Consider the following 16,420-nt stretch of genomic DNA (forward strand, 5'->3'; position numbering starts at 1 on the left):
GTCCCTGGCAACTACTGATTCAGGCCTTCGTAATGCACCAGAATCGCGTTGGCGAGGTCTTCATCGCTGGCATTGAGGCCGGGGTTGTCGTGCCGCACCTGTTGCAGTACCGACTCAAGATAAACCCCACGGATGGCCCCGCCGCTGGCGACGAACGCTGACAGGTCGTCGCGCGCCGGTATCACCATTTTGTGATCCTTGAAGGTCGAGTACAGCGACGCGGAAACGCCCGCCGAGGTGGCGACATCGCCGGCGTCGACGCGGGCCAGAGCCGAGCCGACAGGGAGGCAGAGCAGGAGAGAAGAAATGAGCACTAACTTGCGCATGACGATGTTCCTCCACAAGCGCGAAGCAAAAAGGAAGGACTACATAATCTCAGAGGTGCGACCTTTGCCGGAGTTCCGTTCGAACACACGGATACTTGCTGAAACGCTCTGAAGCGGCACATCTGCACAAATAAGCTTAACTGAAATCCTGAAAGGCGCATTCCGGCGCGCCTCAGGGGAGGAACCCACCGTGTCGATCAAATTGCGTTTGCTGCTGCTGATTGCCACCAGTCTGTTGACGGCGCTGATCGTGAGTCTGGTCAGCTATGTGGGGAATACGCGCATGTCCGCAGCGGTGAACGACAACGCGGTGAGCATGACCGCGCTGCGCAATCACATGGAAGCCGACATGATGCACGATGCGCTGCGAGCCGACGTGTATTCGGCAATGCTGGTCGGCTTGGGCAAAAGTACCGGCACAGCCGCAGAGGTGCGGGACTCGATCAACGAGCACGCCACGCATTTTCGCGAAGTGCTGGAAGAAAACCTCAAATTGCCGGTCAATCCGACGATCAAGTCTGCGCTGGAACACATAAAACCCAGCCTGGACACCTACATTGCAGCGGCCGAGCGCATTGTCGGCCTGGCATTGGACAACCCGGATAGCGCGCAACGGGAGCTGGGCACGTTCAACAGCGCCTTCAGTCAGCTTGAAGAGCAGATGGCGGCCCTTAGCGAACTGATCGAAAGCAACACCCGTGACACCAGCCAGGCCACCGAAAGCGCCATTCGCAATGCCAATATCGCCCTCGGTGTGGTGTTGCTCGCCAGTCTGCTGCTGTTATTGGCGCAAGGGCGTTGGGTGACCCGCAGCATCATGGGGCCGCTGAAATCCGCAAACCAGATCGCGCAAAGCATTGCCCACGGCAACCTCAGCGAACCGATCAGCGAGCCGACCGGCAAGGACGAGGCCAGTACGCTGATCCGCAGTCTGGCGACCATGCAGCGTGACCTGCGCAACATGATCGACGTCGTGCGGCGCAATGCCCATGGGGTCAGCGGCATGAGTGAGCAGTTGAGCCACGGTTGCCATCAGGTCGCTGACAGCAGTCAACAGCAAAGCGCCGCGGCCGGCACCATGGCCGCTGCCGCCAGCCAGATGACCGCCAGCATCGAGGAAATCACTCGTCATGCCGAACGCGCGCTGGGCATGGCCAATCAGGCCGAGTCGCTGGCCAAGAGCGGCGGACAGGTGATCCATCAGGTGGTCAGCGACATGGACGACATCGCCCGCTCGGCGCAACAGTCGGCGCAGGTGATCCGTACGCTGGATCAGGAATCCGAAGGCATCTTCAACATCATTCAGGTGATCAAGAGCATCGCCGACCAGACCAACCTGCTGGCACTCAACGCCGCCATCGAGGCAGCGCGGGCCGGCGAGCAGGGGAGGGGCTTTGCCGTGGTTGCCGACGAAGTGCGCAGCCTGGCGGCACGCACCAGTGCCTCAACCCAGGAAATCGCTGCGATGGTCGCACGCATCCAGCACAGCACCCGCGAGGCGGTCAGCAGCATGGAGGCCGGCGTGGCCCAGGTCGACAAGGGCATGGCGGTCACGGCCGAAGTCGAACGGGCGATTCGCGAAATCCTCGACGCCACCCTCAGCACCACGCAACTGGTCAACGACATCACTCGCACCATTGGCGAGCAAAGCCAGGCCAGCAACGAAATCGCCCATCAGGTGGAAATGATCGCCGGGATGTCCGAGGGCAACAGTAAAGTGATCGGGCAGACGGCCAATACCACCGATGAACTGTCGAGTCTGGCGGGGGCGTTGGCGTTGTCGGTGGATCGGTTTCGGTTGTGAGACGACTGTGGGTGTTTGCTCAAGATGGACTGAGCATCTCGATCACTGATCCGCCTTTCGCCGGACATTTATGGCCGCCTCAATTTTCAGCCTGAAATTGTATTTCGCGAAAAGATTCTTCGCATTGAATTCTGGCTTGACGAAGGGGGATTTCTTGTTGCAGACGTACGCTATTTTGGGATGGTAGCTATCCAGGAATTGCTCGCCGTGTGCCGCAATCAAAAATTTTATAGTCGACTCTAGTTGTTTTATTCCTTGGCTTTGCCAGCCACTCCCAGCTCGATCCTTGAGTTCCACCAAGTACAGGGCATCATCGGTATTCAGCATGCAGTCGCAACGCTCCCGTCCTTTTTCCTCCCCGTCTTTGATCACGCATTTGTCAATCGCGGTAAATACAACCGATCTTTGGAGGGGGTTTACTACCGAAGCTACCCATTTTTCCGGGTTTCCTGCGTCGACATAGGCTACGGGAAACTCTTGATCGTCACGTATTCCAAATTCGGCGTCAGTAAACGGGCCTGTCTGGCAACGAATATCAAGAAAATTCACCCTTTCAGCTCCTCCTCGATATCGAGTAATACGTCAAATAAATCATTGCCTTCTTGTAAAGATCTGTTCAGGAAATTGTCATCGGAAGGAATGCCATCAACTATCGGCAGCGTCTTGATTGACCCGGTTTTTTCATCTGCCTGGTAAATCGCCAGCTCGTTGATGTCCACCAAGGCGTATGAAGGAATAACCTCGTCAAGTTTAGGAAGAAGATCCTTGTCGCGTTTTTGCTTGTGAATTTTGTCCAGTAGATGTTTTCCTTGTACGGCAATCGTCAAGTAGTTGACCACATAAGGGCTATGGGTTGTCATCACCAGGCGGTTGTTCTCTCCCTGATTATTGAACTGCAGGAGACTCTGCAAAACGCTCCATTGCGACTGCGGATAAAGATTCTGCTCCGGCTCTTCCACTATGTTGATAAACGCTGATTTGTTGAATCTGGACGAGAGAGCGGAAAGAGCTATGCGTCGCTGTTCCTCAGTCAGGGAATCGATAGAAAATATTTGTACGACCTCCTTTCTGAAGCGATCCAGTTCCTCGGCGCTCATGTTCTCCTGCCGCTCTTCGCTGCGTACTTGAACAGCATTAGCCAGATAATGGCTTACTAAATGCAATGGCACAGCAGATTGAAATCCACTAGAGGCGTCTGCCAGCCTGAGTTTGTAGTCGGAGTCACGAATATTGAGAAGATCGTTCAATTTGTCGTACTCGAGTTCTGCCTGGTTGATGGGCAATAACAGAGTGCCCTTCATATTGGCTTTTGCTGCATCGAACTCGGTCAAAAATTCCTTGAGCGAGTCAGAGGATAGTTTCAGCTCGCGAGGATGTCTGACATACGAGATGAAGTTGCGCTCAGCAGGAACATACATAATCTGAGGCAGATGATAATTACTGCCTTTTGAATCAGTAATATGCAGTTGGCCGCGCAGATAGCGAATGGAAAAGGCCTCACCCTCGTATTCGATCTCCGAGGAATCAGAGATGTAGTGTTCCAGCCTGTGATAAGTCAGAAAAGGCTTGATGAATTTGTTTTTTCGTTCAAACCATTTTTTTTCGTAGTCCCCGCGTACCAAAGCCTTTTCTATCCACGAAAAGGTCGAGTACAGCTTGGCCAGCGTGCTTTTTCCGGAGCCTTGGTTGCCCACGAACACGGTCACGCGCTTGAACTCTATCCAGCCGTCATTCTCAACTCCATCGCGGATAGGGCCAAAATGCTTGACGCGTAGTCGGGTCATTGAACACTCCATGAGAAATAGCTTGGTAGGTACAGCTGTGCAGCATATCAGGGCGATAGGCAAACAGGAGGAGCAAATGCGTGAAGCTTGTCGGCGGAACTTGCTTTCCTCTAAGAACAAAAGCTCCGCCGAGTCAGATCGGCGGAACGCTACACATCAATCAGAACTTGTATGCCTGTCGCCCGATCAGCAACCACTTGCCATTCTGCTTCTGCCAGATCTGGAAGTTTTCGATCTCCGTCGGTACCACCTCCGTGCCTTTCAATGCCTGCGCCGAAAAGTGATGACGCACCAGTGCCGTGTCACCGGAAAGGGTGATGGTCTGGTTCTGCATTTCGAGTGTCTTGAATGCACTTTTGCCGGTTTCGATGTCGGCGATGAACGCTTTCTTGTCCTGGATCTTGCCGCTGGAGTGGCCGTAGGTCAGGTTGTCTGCCGTCAGGGCGCTCAACGCAGGGATATTTTTGTGCAGCATCGCCTGGGTAAGATGATCGACTGCCTGGGCTACGTCTTGTTCTGCCGGAGCAGGGGCGGCCATGGTGTAACTGTTGAATGCACCGAGAAATCCGATCAGGAGTCGTGTTTTGGTCATGGGACTGTTTCCTTGTTTTTATGGGTTTAACTGATCGCGGTAATTACGTTCGTCAGTCATCGTACAACTTAGCAGGTTTCAGATTGACCGAACAATGATCGTAGACGGTCAGCCGCTGGGTTGCGCGGTCATGGAAAGGTTTGCAGGCCTCAGTCACAGCTCCATGGGATCATGTTCAGCCCAAACCGGCCGATAACGCCCAGAGCGGAAAAAGACTCTCAAGTCGGGAACAGACGCGCGGGTTTGCCCTGACGTGATATTCTTCGCGCCAACTTGGTTTGACCTTATTCGGTTTGCCTGCCTTTGGGGCGGGCTGACGGAATCCCTGTCGCTCAAGTAGCTGAAGCCAATAATGATAAGAAGTCAGTTCAGAAGGGACATTAACTGAGGTCGATGCGGTACGTCGGCCTTGTGTGCCCACCCGTCAAAATTGAAGTGTGCCGGAATCTGCGACGCGAGCCTGAGCGTCATCAAAGCGGATCGCATACAGATAACAGCGGCGGGCGGAAGGCGTTTTATCATAGGTGCAACGGATGTTTAAGAAAGTGAACACAGCCTTGCTCGGGCTGGCTTTGGCGATGGGGATGTCGTCCGCCAATGCTGCAGAAGCAAAGAAAGTCGACGTTCTGCTGATCGGCGGCGGCATCATGAGCACCACCCTGGGTGTGTGGATCAATGAGCTGGAGCCAAGCTGGTCGATGGAAATGGTCGAGCGCCTCGATGGCGTCGCCCTGGAAAGCTCCAACGGCTGGAACAACGCCGGTACTGGTCACTCCGCCCTGGCTGAGCTGAACTACACCCCGGAAGACGACAAAGGCAACGTGACGATCCCGAAAGCGGTCGAGATCAACGAAGCGTTCCAGGTGTCCCGTCAGTTCTGGGCCTGGCAGGTTCAGCAAGGCGTTCTGAAGAACCCTCGCTCGTTCATCAACACCACGCCGCACATGAGCTTCGTGTGGGGCGATGACAACATCAAGTTCCTGAAAAAGCGCTACGAAGCCCTGCAAGCGAGCCCGCTGTTCGCCGGCATGCAGTACTCCGAAGACCCGGCTGTGATCAAGAAGTGGGTCCCGCTGATGATGGAAGGGCGTGACCCGAACCAGAAAATCGCGGCCACCTGGAGCCCGCTGGGTACCGACATGAACTTCGGCGAAATCACCCGCCAGTTCGCCGGTTACCTGCAGACCAAGCCTAACTTCGACCTGAAGCTGTCGAGTGAAGTCGAAGACATCACCAAGAACGCCGACGGCACCTGGCGCGTCAGCTACAAAAACCTGAAAGACGGCACCAAGACCGAAACCGACGCCAAGTTCGTGTTCATCGGCGCTGGTGGCGGCGCTCTGCACCTGCTGCAGAAGTCGGGCATTCCTGAAGCCAAGGAATACGCTGGCTTCCCGGTCGGCGGCTCGTTCCTGGTGACCGATAACCCGGCCATCGCCGAGCAGCACCTGGCCAAGGCCTACGGTAAAGCTTCGGTTGGCGCACCGCCGATGTCGGTTCCGCACCTGGACACCCGTGTTCTGGACGGCAAGCGCGTCATCCTGTTTGGCCCATTCGCGACCTTCAGCACCAAGTTCCTCAAAGAAGGCTCGTACCTGGACCTGCTGACCAGCACCACCACCCACAACATCTGGCCGATGACCAAGGTCGGCATCAAGGAATACCCGCTGGTCGAGTACCTGGCCGGTCAACTGATGCTGTCGGATGAAGACCGTCTGAACGCGCTGAAGGAATACTTCCCGAACGCCAAAGCCGAAGACTGGCGCCTGTGGCAAGCCGGCCAGCGCGTGCAAATCATCAAGCGTGATGAAGCCGCTGGCGGCGTGCTGAAACTGGGCACCGAAATCGTTGCTGCACAAGACGGCTCCATCGCCGGCCTGCTGGGCGCATCGCCAGGCGCGTCGACCGCTGCACCGATCATGCTGAGCGTGCTGCAGAAAGTCTTCAAAGACAAAGTCGCCACCCCTGAGTGGCAGGCCAAGCTGCACCAGATCGTTCCAAGCTACGGTACCCAGCTGAACAGCGATCCGGCCAAAGTGGCACAAGAGTGGGCGTACACCGCCAAGATCCTCGAACTGCCAACTCCACCGGTGATCGGTCAGGCTGCTGCCCCGGCTGCACCTGCAGCTGAAAAAGCTGACGCACCGAAGGAAAATGCTGCACGTGACATGGCGCTGTAACTAGACGCCAGATACGCAAAAGCCCACTGAACCGGTAACGGTCAGTGGGCTTTTTTGTGGCGCCTGATCCTACTTTGGTTTCGCGCTTGCCAGATACGCACCAAGCCGCCGCCCCATCTCTTCGCCGAGGGCCTGCAACCCGCTCAACGGTCGCACCATCACCTCGAACTCTACAATTTTCCCGCTATCATCGAAGCGAATCATGTCGATCCCCTTCAGTTCTTTCGTCCCCACCTTGGCGCTGAACTCCAAAACCACATTCAAACCATCGGCAGTCACCAGTTCGCGGTGGTATTTGAAATCTTCAAACACGTCGAACACGGTGTTGAGGATCATCGTCACCACTGGCGCGCCGGGGTAAGGCGAGTGGGCCATGGGCGAGCGGAACACGGCATTGGCATCGAGCAGTTCGGGCAAGGCCTTGAGGTTGCCGGTGCGGATCATCTCGTGCCAGCGTTTCAGGGATTCAGCGGCGTTGGGGTGCAGGTTCAGTTCGGACATTGACCACTCCTGGAATTGTTGTTGTTCTTCGCGCGACGGCAATCACTCTAGTTCAAAGCGGTGGATCTCGAACCGTTGTGTGCCGATCTGAATACCAGAGCATGGGCGGAGCGGATCAGATTGGCATCTGATCCGTATTTTTCTGTTGGATCTGCCTCTGTAACCGGCTCAGTCAGGCGCTCAGAATAGCCCGGCAATTCGGTCACCCGCGGCAGCCCTTCATCCCGAAGCGCCCGGTGCACCGCAAGCTCAACATTAAGGAGAGCAGCATGAACAAGATGGCGATTTTCCTCGGTGGGTTTCTGACGTTGACCATTCTGATCGGAATGCTTGCGACGATTTCCCCGGTCTGACCCCGGCAGCACTCCACCAGACTCCAGCGCCCTTTTTTATCGAAGGGCGCGGCTGTTTCTACTTCGCTGTAACTTCTCGCATCACACCGAACTGGACTGAACCGGGAGGCGGCGCAAGCGATTGAGGGTGTCTGTACCGGCCTCTTCGCGAGCAAGCCCGCTCCCACATGGATTTGTGAACAACACAGATCCAGTGTGGGAGCGGGCTTGCTCGCGAAGGGGCCAGTAGCGTCACTGAAAAGCTCTCAAGCGAATCAAGGCGCACCAAACACCATCGTCCAGTAAACCCCCTCATCACTGCGCGCCTCACTGGCGAACCCGGCACCGACCTGAGTGAACATCGGGTTCATCAGGTTGGCACAGTGCCCGGGACTGGCCAGCCATCCGGCCATCGCCTTGGCCGGTGAGCTCTGCCCGGCGGCGATGTTTTCGCCGATCTGCCGTCCCCGATAACCCGCCGCCCGGGCGCGATCCGCCGGCAGGTCGCCGTCCGGGTCGCGATGGGCGAAGTAGTTGCCGTAGGCCATGGCTTTGCTGTGGCCTTGTGCGGCGGCGCCCAGTGCGGCGTTCCAACTCAGGGGGCGGGCGGCGGCGAAGCGTTGGCGCCCGCACATCCGTGGTCGTGCCCGGGCGGCGTTGACCTCCGCTAGCAAGGCCTTGCCGACGCTGCGGTTGTCGCCGACACGACTGTCGAGCACCGGTTGCGCCAGCACCACTTGCCATTCACCACGGGAGCGGCTGACACCGATGTCGGCATACTGGGCGTCGAGCAGGGCGGTGCAGTGGCTGTCTTGCAGCTGTTCGAAGGCTTCCTCGGCATCCCCGGCCCCAATGATGCGGATACTGCGTACCGCCACCGCCGAATACCCCGAAGACTTCAATCTCTCGCGCAAGCCACCGCCGTAGCCATAGCCGATCGGTAGCGCCAGATTCGATTTCAGCGACAGTGGCGCCAGGCGCTGGGCCGGGCGGCGGTCGCAGCGTTGCGGATGGGCGCGGTAGTCGTTGATCGCGGCCACCAGTTGCCGCTCCTCGCTGGCGTGGGTGGTCTCGGTGAACAGTGGGGCAAGGATCAGCAGGCACAGCGAAACGAAGCGTGATGAGCGAACGACATGGCGCATGGGACGGCAGACTCAGGGAAAAGGACAGTGCTGAAGTGGGCAGCCGCGGAATACGGCGCCACTAGGACTGGGCTTTTTGCACTTGGTTCATGCTGGCCACCTGGCTTTTTTGTGGGGTGATTCAGGGGGGGGCGAGCCGGACTTTGTGCTGTCTGCACTGGCGTCTTCGCGAGCAAGCTCGCTCCCACCTTGGCAATGCGTACCTCTGTGGGAGCGAGCCTGCTCGCGAAGGGGCCAGTTCAGCCAACGCAATAATCGGCTATCAGCGATCAAGCACTTCCTGCATCCACTGCAGATACTGCACCCGCTCGGAAATCGAGTTGTGCCCCGAATCCGGCACCACCCGCAGCGTCGCCACGCCTTTGGGGAAACTCTTCAGCAGTCGTTGTGTGCTGGCCAGAGGAATCACCTCATCATCGCTGGCCGCCAACAGCAACGTCGGCACACGAATGTGCGCGGCATAGCGGCCCGACTCGAAGCGATCCTTCAGCAGCCATTTCACCGGCAGCCACGGATATTGGCGGACGGCGATGTCTTCGAGGCTGTTGTACGGCGTCACCAGAATCAATATCTCCGCCGGACGCTGACTCGCCAGCCGCGCCGCCACCCCGGAACCCAGGCTGCGCCCGATCACGGCAATCTTTGGATGGCTGGCGTACACCTGATCGAACAGCGCCAACGCATCTTCGGCAATCGCTTCTTCCGAAGGTGAGCCGCCGCTGCCACCGAAGCCCCGGTAGTTCAGCAAAAACACCGCGTAGTCGGGAAAGGCTGAACTGAACGACGGCAGATTGCGCGACACGTCCTCGGCATTGCCGCCGAAGTAGATCAGCGCTTTCGGCCCGGCATGCTCGCGAACGGTCACCCAGACATCAGCATCCGGCATCACCAGTTTCATCCGGGACTCCGGCGCGGAAACGGCGCTGCCGGATTGGGGAAAGTAGATCAGCGAGCGCTGAAAAATGAACAGCGCTGCACATAGCAACAGGTAGAGGGCGATGAGCAAGGCGACGAGTGACATCAGTTTTCTGGACATTCGACTAACTTTAACGGGGCGCGGGTGTTCGCAGTCGCAGTGTAGTCCAGCGAATCGGGCCGGCAGCCGTCGCACATAACGTGCAACAGATTCACGCAGCAGGGGAACCCGCATGAGCCACACTGAGGGTTGCTCCCGTCGCCGCTTGCTCACGCTGGCTGCCGGGGTTTCGGCGGTCCTGACCTTTGACCGGGCGTTGGCCACTGCCATCACGCCGACTGCCACTTCGCCGAGCCAGGCAGGAGACCAGACCATGCAGACCCGCGCCATCCCTTCCAGCTCCGAGCTGTTGCCCATAGTGGGCGTGGGCACTTATCGCGGCTTTGACGTTGCCCCCGGCGATCCGGCTTATAAGCTATTGCCAGCAGTGCTCGACGAGCTGTTCAAAAAGGGTGGCACGTTGATCGACAGTTCGCCAATGTATGGCCGCGCCGAGCAAACTACTGGCGAGCTGCTATCGATTCACGAACCGCGTTCACCCGCGTTTCTGGCGACCAAGGTCTGGACCCGCGGGCGCAAGGAGGGCATCGCGCAGATGGAGCAGTCCTTCCGTCTGCTGCGCACCGAACGCATCGACCTGATGCAGATCCACAATCTGCTGGACTGGCAGAGCCATCTGCCAATCCTGCGCGAATGGAAAGAACAGGGGCGCATTCGCTACATCGGCATCACCCATTACACGCCGTCGGCCTACGATGAAGTCGAAGCAGTGCTCAAGGCCGAGCAACTGGATTTTTTGCAAATCAACTACGCCCTCGATGACCGTGGCGTGGAGAAACGCATTCTGCCGCTGTGCCGTGAACGCGGGGTGGCGGTGATCTGCAATCGGCCTTTTGGCGGCGGCGGGTTGCTCGCCCGTCTCAAGGTCAAGCCGTTACCGGCCTGGGTCTCGGACGTGCAGGTCAACAGCTGGCCGCAACTGGCGTTGAAGTTCCTGCTGTCGCACCCGGCGGTGACTTGCGTGATTCCCGGCACCGGCAATCCGCGCTACATGGCCGACAACGCTGGCGCCGGCTTCGGGCCGATGCTCACCGATGCGCAGCGCCACCAGTTGATTGCGCTGCTGGGGTAGGCGGTCAGCCGCGATACCGCAACGCCTCCACCAACAGCGCAAACGCCGGCGCCGCCTGCCGTCGGCTCGGGTAATACAGGTGATAACCGGCAAACGTCGGGCACCAGTCTGCCAGCACTTGCACCAGACGCCCGTCGGCCAGATACGGCGCGACGATATTTTCCGGAATGTAGCTGAGGCCGAAACCGTCGACTGCGGCGTCGAGTAGCGGGTAGACACCGTTCAGTGTGACTTGCCCGGACACCCGCACCTTGAGGCTTTCGTCACCCTTCTCGAATTCCCAGGTGTACAGCCCGCCGTTGGTGGGCAGGCGCAAGTTGTTGCAGGCGTGGTCAGTCAAATCTCTTGGCGTTTGCGGGTGTGTACGGTCGGCGAAATAGGCCGGCGAGCCGACCACCGCCATGCGCATGTCCGGGCCGATGCGGGTGGCGATCATGCCTTGGGCCACGTCTTCGCCCAGCCGAATGCCGGCGTCGAAGCCTTGTCCGGCGATGTCGACGAAACCGTAATCGCAGATCACCTCGACGGCGATGTCCGGGTACTGGGGCAGGAATTCCTTGAGCACCGGGCGCAGCAGCCAGTTCAGCGAATGGTCGGTGGCGCTGATGCGGATCCGGCCGGCCGGGGTTTCGCGCAGGTTGCTCAGGGCCGCCAGTTCCTGTTCGATCTCTTCGAAGCGCGGGCCGATGGTCTGCAGCAAATGTTCGCCGGCCTCGGTGGGTGAGACGCTGCGCGTGGTGCGGGTCAGCAGGCGCAGGCCCATACGCGCTTCAAGGGCGCGGATGGTATGGCTGAGCGCCGATTGCGAGACGCCGAGTTTGGCCGCGGCTTTGGTGAAGCTGCGCTCGCGGGCCACGGCGAGGAAGGCGAGCAGGTCACTGGCGTTTTCTCGAAGCATTAATGAGTGTCCTGCATAAGTTTTTTCGAATTCTAGTCGATTATTTGAAGAGTACGGCTCGGTAAAGTGCGGCTATTGATCACCGGAGACCATCGCCATGAACCCGATTGCCGCTTCTGCACTGACCCTGTCCTTACTTGCGGGTGAGACCCAGGCCAACGAATCCCCGCGCGTCATTGTCACCCCCAACGGCTCGCAACCCTCGGCCCAAGGCCCGGCAGACTGGTTCACCGGCACTGTGCGTGTTGACGCGCCGTTCAAGGGCAGCGATGCCGCGCGTGTCAGCGGCGCCACGGTGACCTTCGAACCCGGCGCACGCACGGCGTGGCATACCCATCCGTTGGGTCAGACGTTGATCGTCACCGCCGGTTCAGGTTTTGTTCAAGAGTGGGGTCAGCCGGTTCGACAGATCCGTCCCGGCGATACGGTGTGGATCGCGCCGCAGGTGAAGCACTGGCATGGCGCCGCACCGACCACGGCGATGACGCACATTGCGATTGCCGAAGTGCTGGACGGTGAAGTGGTGGAGTGGATGGAGCAGGTGAGTGCTGAGCAGTATTTGCGATCCGAGTGACGCGGTTCCCTCACCCCAGCCCTCTCCCGGAGGGAGAGGGGGCCGATTGGGGGATGTCTGTGAGCACTACGCTGAGTCCATAATCGACACGACCTCTCATGTCGGCGCATCCCATAAGACAACTCGGTCAGTCCCCTCTCCCTTTGGGAGAGGGTTAGGGTGAGGGGCTTTTCCAGGTTGCTCAGGTCATCTCCGGCAACGAATCGAGGATCTTGTCCAGCGTAATCGGATACTCACGCACCCGCGCCCCGGTGGCGTTGTAGATCGCATTCGCTACCGCCGCGCTCACGCCGCAAATCCCCAGTTCCCCCACACCCTTGGCTTTCATCGGCGATGAAATCGGATCGGTCTCATCGAGGAAAATCACCTCCTGATGCGGGATGTCGGCATGCACCGGCACCTCGTATCCGGCCAGATCGTGATTGACGAAAAAGCCCAGCCGCTTGTCCACCGCCAGCTCTTCCATCAACGCCGCGCCGACGCCCATGGTCATCGCGCCGATCACCTGGCTGCGTGCGGCTTTCGGGTTGAGAATCCGTCCCGCCGCGCACACCGCGAGCATGCGCCGCACGCGGACTTCGCCGGTCGCTGCATCCACCGCAACCTCCACGAAATGCGCGCCGAAAGTCGATTGCTGATACTGCTTGGCGAGGTCGGCGAACTCGATGCTGTCCTCGGCCTCGACCACGCCATCTTTTGCCGCATCACGCAGCGGCAGGGTCTTGCCGCCGGCGCGCACCTGACCGTCGGCGAACTCGACATCACTACCGCTCATGCCCAGCTTCGTCGCCACCGCTTCACGCAGTTTCATGCACGCGGCATACACCCCGGCAGTCGAGCAGTTGCCGCCGAACTGGCCACCGGAGCCGGACGATACCGGGAAGGTCGAATCCCCCAGATGCACGCTGACGTCCGCCAGGTCCACGCCCATCATCTCGGCCGCGGTCTGCGCAATGATCGTGTAGCTGCCGGTGCCGATATCGGTCATGTCGGTTTCCACCGTGACCTTGCCGTCGCGCTCCAGCCGCACCCGGGCGCCGGACTTCAGCAGCAGGTTGTTGCGAAACGCGGCGGCGACGCCCATGCCGATCAGCCAGCGACCTTCGCGACGGCTGCCGGGAGTAGCATTGCGCTGGTTCCAGCCGAATTTCTCGGCACCGGTCTGCAAGCATTCGATCAGGTGTCGCTGGGAAAACGGACGCTCGGTTTTCACCGGGTCGACCTGGGTGTCATTGAGGATGCGGAACTGCACCGGGTCGAGCTTGAGCTGCTCGGCCATTTCGTCCATGGCGATCTCCAGCGCCATCAGCCCCGGCGCTTCACCCGGCGCGCGCATGGAGTTGCCTTCGGGCAGATCCAGCGGCGCCCGGCGCATGGTCACCCGGCGATTTTCTCCGGCATAGAGCAACTGACTCGGCTGCGCGGCGACTTCGACTTTGCCGTCCTTGAGGTTGCCCGACCAGCCTTCGTGGGCGATGGCGCTGAGCTTGCCGTCCGCCGTGGCGCCCATCCGAATGCGCTGGATCGTGGCCGGGCGATGGGTGGTGTTGTTGGCCATTTGCGGGCGGGCGAGGGCGACTTTCACCGGGCGGTTGGCCAGGCGCGCACCGAGGGCGGCGAGGATTGCGTCCGCACGAATGAACAGTTTGCCGCCGAAGCCGCCGCCAATATACGGCGAGATCAGGCGCACGTTTTCCTTGGGCAGGCCAAGGGTCGTGGCGACGTCGCCGACGCTCCAGGCGATCATCTGGTTGGAGGTCCACAAGGTCAGATGATCACCTTTCCACGCGGCCAGGGTCGCGTGCGGCTCCATCATCGCGTGGGACTGATCGGGAGTGGTGTAGGTCTGGTCGAACTGCACCGGCGCAGCGGCGAAGGCTTTGTCGAAATCGCCGTGGGTGACGTCGGGCAACTCGTCGTCTTCGACGCCTTGGTCAAGCACGTTGGCCAGCTCGAACTCGCCTTTGGCCGCGACGTAATCGACCTTGACCAGTTGCGCTGCGGCGCGGGCCTGTTCGAAGGTCTCGGCGACCACCAGCGCCACGGCCTGGTGATAGTGCTGCACCTCGGGCCCAGCGAGCAGCGGCGCCGAGTTGTATTGGCCTTTGCCGAGCTTGCCGGCATTGGCGGCGGTGACGATGGCCAGCACGCCGGGCGCGGCTTCGGCGGCGTCGAGATCGATGTGGCTGATGCGGCCCTTGGCGATGGCCGAGCCGACCATGAAACCGTAAGCCTGATTCGCCACGGCCTCGTGCTGCTCGTAGGCATATGGCGCCTGACCGCTGGTTTTCAGCGGGCCTTCGATGCGGTCGGTGGGTTTGCCGACGACCTTGAGCTGGTCAATCGGGTTGGTGGTGGCGGGCGTGTCGAATTTCATGCTTCATCCCTCGCTTGCGCCAACACCGAACCGAGCGTGCGCTCGACCAGGGTCAGTTTGAATTGGTTGTCGTGGGTTGGCGTGGCACCGTCGAGCAAGCGTTCGCTGACGGCTTCTGCGCCTTTGGGCAGCAACGCGTCGGCGGCTTCCACCCGCCACGGTTTCGGCGCAATACCGCCGACCGCCACACGGCCGCTGCCGTCCTTTTGCAGGATCAGACCGACCGACACCAGCGCGAAAGCGTACGACGAGCGATCGCGCACCTTGTGATAAATGTGCGTGCCGCCAACCGGGGCCGGCAGGGTTACCGAAGTGATGAACTCGCCGGGCGTGAGGCTGGTTTCGATGTTCGGCGTGTTGCCCGGCAGTTGATGAAGATCGGCGATGGCGATGCTGCGCGTGCTGCCGTCCGGCTTCACCGTTTCAACCTGCGCATCGAGGGCGCGCATGGCAATCGCCATGTCACTCGGGTGGGTCGCGATGCAGGCGTCGCTGACGCCGATCAGCCCCAATTGCCGACTGACCCCGCCAATCGCCGCGCAGCCACTGCCGGGCTGGCGTTTGTTGCAGGCCTGATTGACGTCGTAGAAGTACGGGCAGCGGGTGCGTTGCAGCAGGTTGCCGGCGGTGCTCGCCATGTTGCGCAACTGGCCCGAGGCCCCGGCGAGCAGAGCGCGGGAGAGCAACGCGTAATCCTTGCGCACGCGGCTGTCAGCGGCCAGATCGGTGTTGCGCACCAGCGCGCCGATGCGCAATCCGCCTTCAGGCGTGGCTTCGATTTGATCGAGGCCCAGGTGGTTGACGTCGATCAGGTGCAACGGGGTTTCGATGTCGAGTTTCATCAGGTCCAGCAGGTTGGTGCCGCCGGCGATGAATTTCGCGCCTTCGACCTGCGCCGCCAGCGCTGCTGCTGCGGCGGGGGAATCGGCGCGGCTGTAATTGAACGCTCTCATGCTGGCACCTGCGCGACTTCAGTGATGGCTTCGATGATGTTCGAGTAGGCGCCGCAGCGGCAGATGTTGCCGCTCATGCGTTCCTGGAATTCGCTGGCGATCAGTTGCGGGGCTTCGGTCAGGCTCGGGCTGACGTGGCTGGGAATGCCCTCGCGGATTTCCTTGAGCACCGCCACCGCCGAACAGATCTGCCCCGGCGTGCAATAGCCGCACTGGTAGCCGTCATGCTTGATGAACGCGGCCTGCATCGGGTGCAGGTTGTTGGGCATGCCCAGGCCTTCGATGGTGGTGATCTCGCTGCCTTCATGCATCACCGCAAGCGTCAGGCAGGAGTTGATCCGGCGGCCGTCGGCGATGACGGTGCAGGCACCGCACTGGCCGTGGTCGCAGCCTTTTTTGCTGCCGGTCAGGTGCAGGTGCTCGCGCAGGGCGTCGAGCAGGGTGGTGCGGTTGTCCACCTCAAGGGCTTGGGGTTTACCGTTGACGTTGATCGTCAGTTTGGCCATGGCGGGTTGCTCCAGACTGGCCGCGTAGGCCTTGAGGCTAATGAAGGGGGGCATTGCAAACGCGGTGGCGGTCACCGCGCCGAGGATCAGGAATCTTCGTCGGGAAATCGTCATGCTTCGATTCCTCTCTGGCTTAATCAGGACGGCAGGGATTGAAGGGCCCAAACGGGCGCGCCGGCATGTTTACCGGTCTCGTTCTTGGAATGACCTGCGCGGAGGGGAAAAGGTTTTTGCGGATTTGCGCTATAGAGTTATGCGCATGGCTCATCAATCTTCTGATCGACATAGCCAAATTTGGGGGGCATGCCTATCAATGTGGAAGGGGAGCTTGCTCCCGAAGGCG

At 59.9% G+C, this 16,420-nt stretch carries 15 protein-coding genes; 4 read left to right on the forward strand and 11 right to left on the reverse strand.

Annotated features, from left to right (window positions below; all coding sequences use genetic code 11):
* Positions 1 to 11 precede the first annotated feature (11 nt).
* Positions 12 to 326 (reverse strand): DUF2388 domain-containing protein, encoded by a 315-nt coding sequence (locus tag KCG87_RS19385; protein ID WP_007962425.1) that lies wholly within the window; start codon positions 324 to 326, stop codon positions 12 to 14.
* A 190-nt stretch (positions 327 to 516) separates the two neighbouring features.
* Here KCG87_RS19385 and KCG87_RS19390 point away from each other — a divergent pair, with 190 nt between their 5' ends.
* Positions 517 to 2,130 carry a methyl-accepting chemotaxis protein gene (locus KCG87_RS19390; protein ID WP_210558673.1) on the forward strand — a complete coding sequence of 538 codons (1,614 nt, stop codon included), beginning with the start codon at positions 517 to 519 and terminating at the stop codon, positions 2,128 to 2,130.
* Positions 2,131 to 2,172: 42 nt separating this feature from the next.
* Here the strand turns inward: KCG87_RS19390 and KCG87_RS19395 are convergent, their stop codons facing one another.
* The 3 genes from KCG87_RS19395 to KCG87_RS19405 all read right to left on the reverse strand — a co-directional run bounded on the left by KCG87_RS19395 (position 2,173) and on the right by KCG87_RS19405 (position 4,506).
* A complete protein-coding gene (locus KCG87_RS19395; RefSeq protein WP_210558674.1) occupies positions 2,173 to 2,679 on the reverse strand; it encodes a hypothetical protein in 507 nt (168 codons plus the stop codon).
* Entirely contained in the window at positions 2,676 to 3,914 is a 1,239-nt protein-coding gene (locus KCG87_RS19400; RefSeq protein ID WP_210558675.1) for an AAA family ATPase, read from the reverse strand. The genes KCG87_RS19395 and KCG87_RS19400 overlap by 4 nt, the downstream gene beginning before the upstream one ends.
* A 160-nt stretch (positions 3,915 to 4,074) precedes the next feature.
* On the reverse strand, positions 4,075 to 4,506 hold the full coding sequence (locus KCG87_RS19405; protein WP_210558676.1) for a nuclear transport factor 2 family protein: 432 nt from the start codon (positions 4,504 to 4,506) through the stop codon (positions 4,075 to 4,077).
* 533 nt (positions 4,507 to 5,039) lie between these two features.
* Here KCG87_RS19405 and mqo point away from each other — a divergent pair.
* On the forward strand, positions 5,040 to 6,686 hold the full coding sequence (gene mqo, locus KCG87_RS19410) for a malate dehydrogenase (quinone) (RefSeq protein ID WP_135296124.1): 1,647 nt from the start codon (positions 5,040 to 5,042) through the stop codon (positions 6,684 to 6,686).
* Positions 6,687 to 6,755: 69 nt separating this feature from the next.
* Here the strand turns inward: mqo and KCG87_RS19415 are convergent, their stop codons facing one another.
* From KCG87_RS19415 to KCG87_RS19425, 3 genes are all read right to left on the reverse strand, one after another.
* Entirely contained in the window at positions 6,756 to 7,187 is a 432-nt protein-coding gene (locus KCG87_RS19415) for a nuclear transport factor 2 family protein (RefSeq protein ID WP_210558677.1), read from the reverse strand.
* Positions 7,188 to 7,794: 607 nt separating this feature from the next.
* Positions 7,795 to 8,661: a CAP domain-containing protein gene (locus tag KCG87_RS19420; protein ID WP_210558678.1), complete on the reverse strand. Its 867-nt coding sequence runs from the start codon at positions 8,659 to 8,661 to the stop codon at positions 7,795 to 7,797.
* Positions 8,662 to 8,923: 262 nt separating this feature from the next.
* Positions 8,924 to 9,697 (reverse strand): alpha/beta fold hydrolase, encoded by a 774-nt coding sequence (locus KCG87_RS19425; RefSeq protein ID WP_210558679.1) that lies wholly within the window; start codon positions 9,695 to 9,697, stop codon positions 8,924 to 8,926.
* Between the two features lie 112 nt (positions 9,698 to 9,809).
* On the opposite strand from KCG87_RS19425, the gene KCG87_RS19430 reads away from it, so the two are divergent.
* Positions 9,810 to 10,769, forward strand: coding sequence for an aldo/keto reductase (locus KCG87_RS19430; protein WP_210558680.1), 960 nt, complete (start codon positions 9,810 to 9,812; stop codon positions 10,767 to 10,769).
* A 4-nt stretch (positions 10,770 to 10,773) separates the two neighbouring features.
* Here the strand turns inward: KCG87_RS19430 and KCG87_RS19435 are convergent, their stop codons facing one another.
* Positions 10,774 to 11,667, reverse strand: a complete 894-nt coding sequence (locus KCG87_RS19435) for a LysR family transcriptional regulator (protein WP_210558681.1) — start codon at positions 11,665 to 11,667, stop codon at positions 10,774 to 10,776.
* A 97-nt stretch (positions 11,668 to 11,764) separates the two neighbouring features.
* Here KCG87_RS19435 and KCG87_RS19440 point away from each other — a divergent pair, with 97 nt between their 5' ends.
* Complete coding sequence (locus tag KCG87_RS19440) at positions 11,765 to 12,241, forward strand: cupin domain-containing protein (RefSeq protein ID WP_210558682.1); 477 nt, start codon at positions 11,765 to 11,767, stop codon at positions 12,239 to 12,241.
* A gap of 181 nt (positions 12,242 to 12,422) precedes the next feature.
* On the opposite strand, the gene paoC is transcribed toward KCG87_RS19440, so the two are convergent.
* The 3 genes from paoC to paoA are packed head-to-tail and all read right to left on the reverse strand — an operon-like array spanning position 12,423 to position 16,215.
* Positions 12,423 to 14,618, reverse strand: coding sequence for an aldehyde oxidoreductase molybdenum-binding subunit PaoC (paoC, locus tag KCG87_RS19445; protein WP_210558683.1), 2,196 nt, complete (start codon positions 14,616 to 14,618; stop codon positions 12,423 to 12,425).
* Entirely contained in the window at positions 14,615 to 15,571 is a 957-nt protein-coding gene (locus KCG87_RS19450) for a xanthine dehydrogenase family protein subunit M (RefSeq protein WP_210558684.1), read from the reverse strand. Before KCG87_RS19450 ends, paoC begins: the two co-directional genes overlap by 4 nt.
* The gene (gene paoA, locus KCG87_RS19455; RefSeq protein ID WP_316851793.1) at positions 15,568 to 16,215 is read right to left on the reverse strand and encodes an aldehyde dehydrogenase iron-sulfur subunit PaoA; all 648 of its coding nucleotides are present in this window, start codon (positions 16,213 to 16,215) and stop codon (positions 15,568 to 15,570) included. Before paoA ends, KCG87_RS19450 begins: the two co-directional genes overlap by 4 nt.
* Between the last annotated feature and the right edge of the window lie 205 nt (positions 16,216 to 16,420).

This window comes from Pseudomonas sp. MWU347, from assembly GCF_017947305.1.
GTDB lineage: Bacteria > Pseudomonadota > Gammaproteobacteria > Pseudomonadales > Pseudomonadaceae > Aquipseudomonas > Aquipseudomonas putida_A.

What these genes read in the sequence shown, in the direction of transcription:
- KCG87_RS19385 (WP_007962425.1), bottom strand. Translation starts at nt 326, where the DNA reads ATGCGCAAGTTAGTGCTCATTTCTTCTCTCCTGCTCTGCCTCCCTGTC.
- KCG87_RS19425 (WP_210558679.1), bottom strand. Translation starts at nt 9,697, where the DNA reads ATGTCCAGAAAACTGATGTCACTCGTCGCCTTGCTCATCGCCCTCTAC.
- KCG87_RS19430 (WP_210558680.1), top strand. Translation starts at nt 9,810, where the DNA reads ATGAGCCACACTGAGGGTTGCTCCCGTCGCCGCTTGCTCACGCTGGCT.
- KCG87_RS19405 (WP_210558676.1), bottom strand. Translation starts at nt 4,506, where the DNA reads ATGACCAAAACACGACTCCTGATCGGATTTCTCGGTGCATTCAACAGT.
- KCG87_RS19400 (WP_210558675.1), bottom strand. Translation starts at nt 3,914, where the DNA reads ATGACCCGACTACGCGTCAAGCATTTTGGCCCTATCCGCGATGGAGTT.
- KCG87_RS19450 (WP_210558684.1), bottom strand. Translation starts at nt 15,571, where the DNA reads ATGAGAGCGTTCAATTACAGCCGCGCCGATTCCCCCGCCGCAGCAGCA.
- paoC (WP_210558683.1), bottom strand. Translation starts at nt 14,618, where the DNA reads ATGAAATTCGACACGCCCGCCACCACCAACCCGATTGACCAGCTCAAG.
- KCG87_RS19420 (WP_210558678.1), bottom strand. Translation starts at nt 8,661, where the DNA reads ATGCGCCATGTCGTTCGCTCATCACGCTTCGTTTCGCTGTGCCTGCTG.
- KCG87_RS19435 (WP_210558681.1), bottom strand. Translation starts at nt 11,667, where the DNA reads ATGCTTCGAGAAAACGCCAGTGACCTGCTCGCCTTCCTCGCCGTGGCC.
- KCG87_RS19440 (WP_210558682.1), top strand. Translation starts at nt 11,765, where the DNA reads ATGAACCCGATTGCCGCTTCTGCACTGACCCTGTCCTTACTTGCGGGT.
- mqo (WP_135296124.1), top strand. Translation starts at nt 5,040, where the DNA reads ATGTTTAAGAAAGTGAACACAGCCTTGCTCGGGCTGGCTTTGGCGATG.
- KCG87_RS19415 (WP_210558677.1), bottom strand. Translation starts at nt 7,187, where the DNA reads ATGTCCGAACTGAACCTGCACCCCAACGCCGCTGAATCCCTGAAACGC.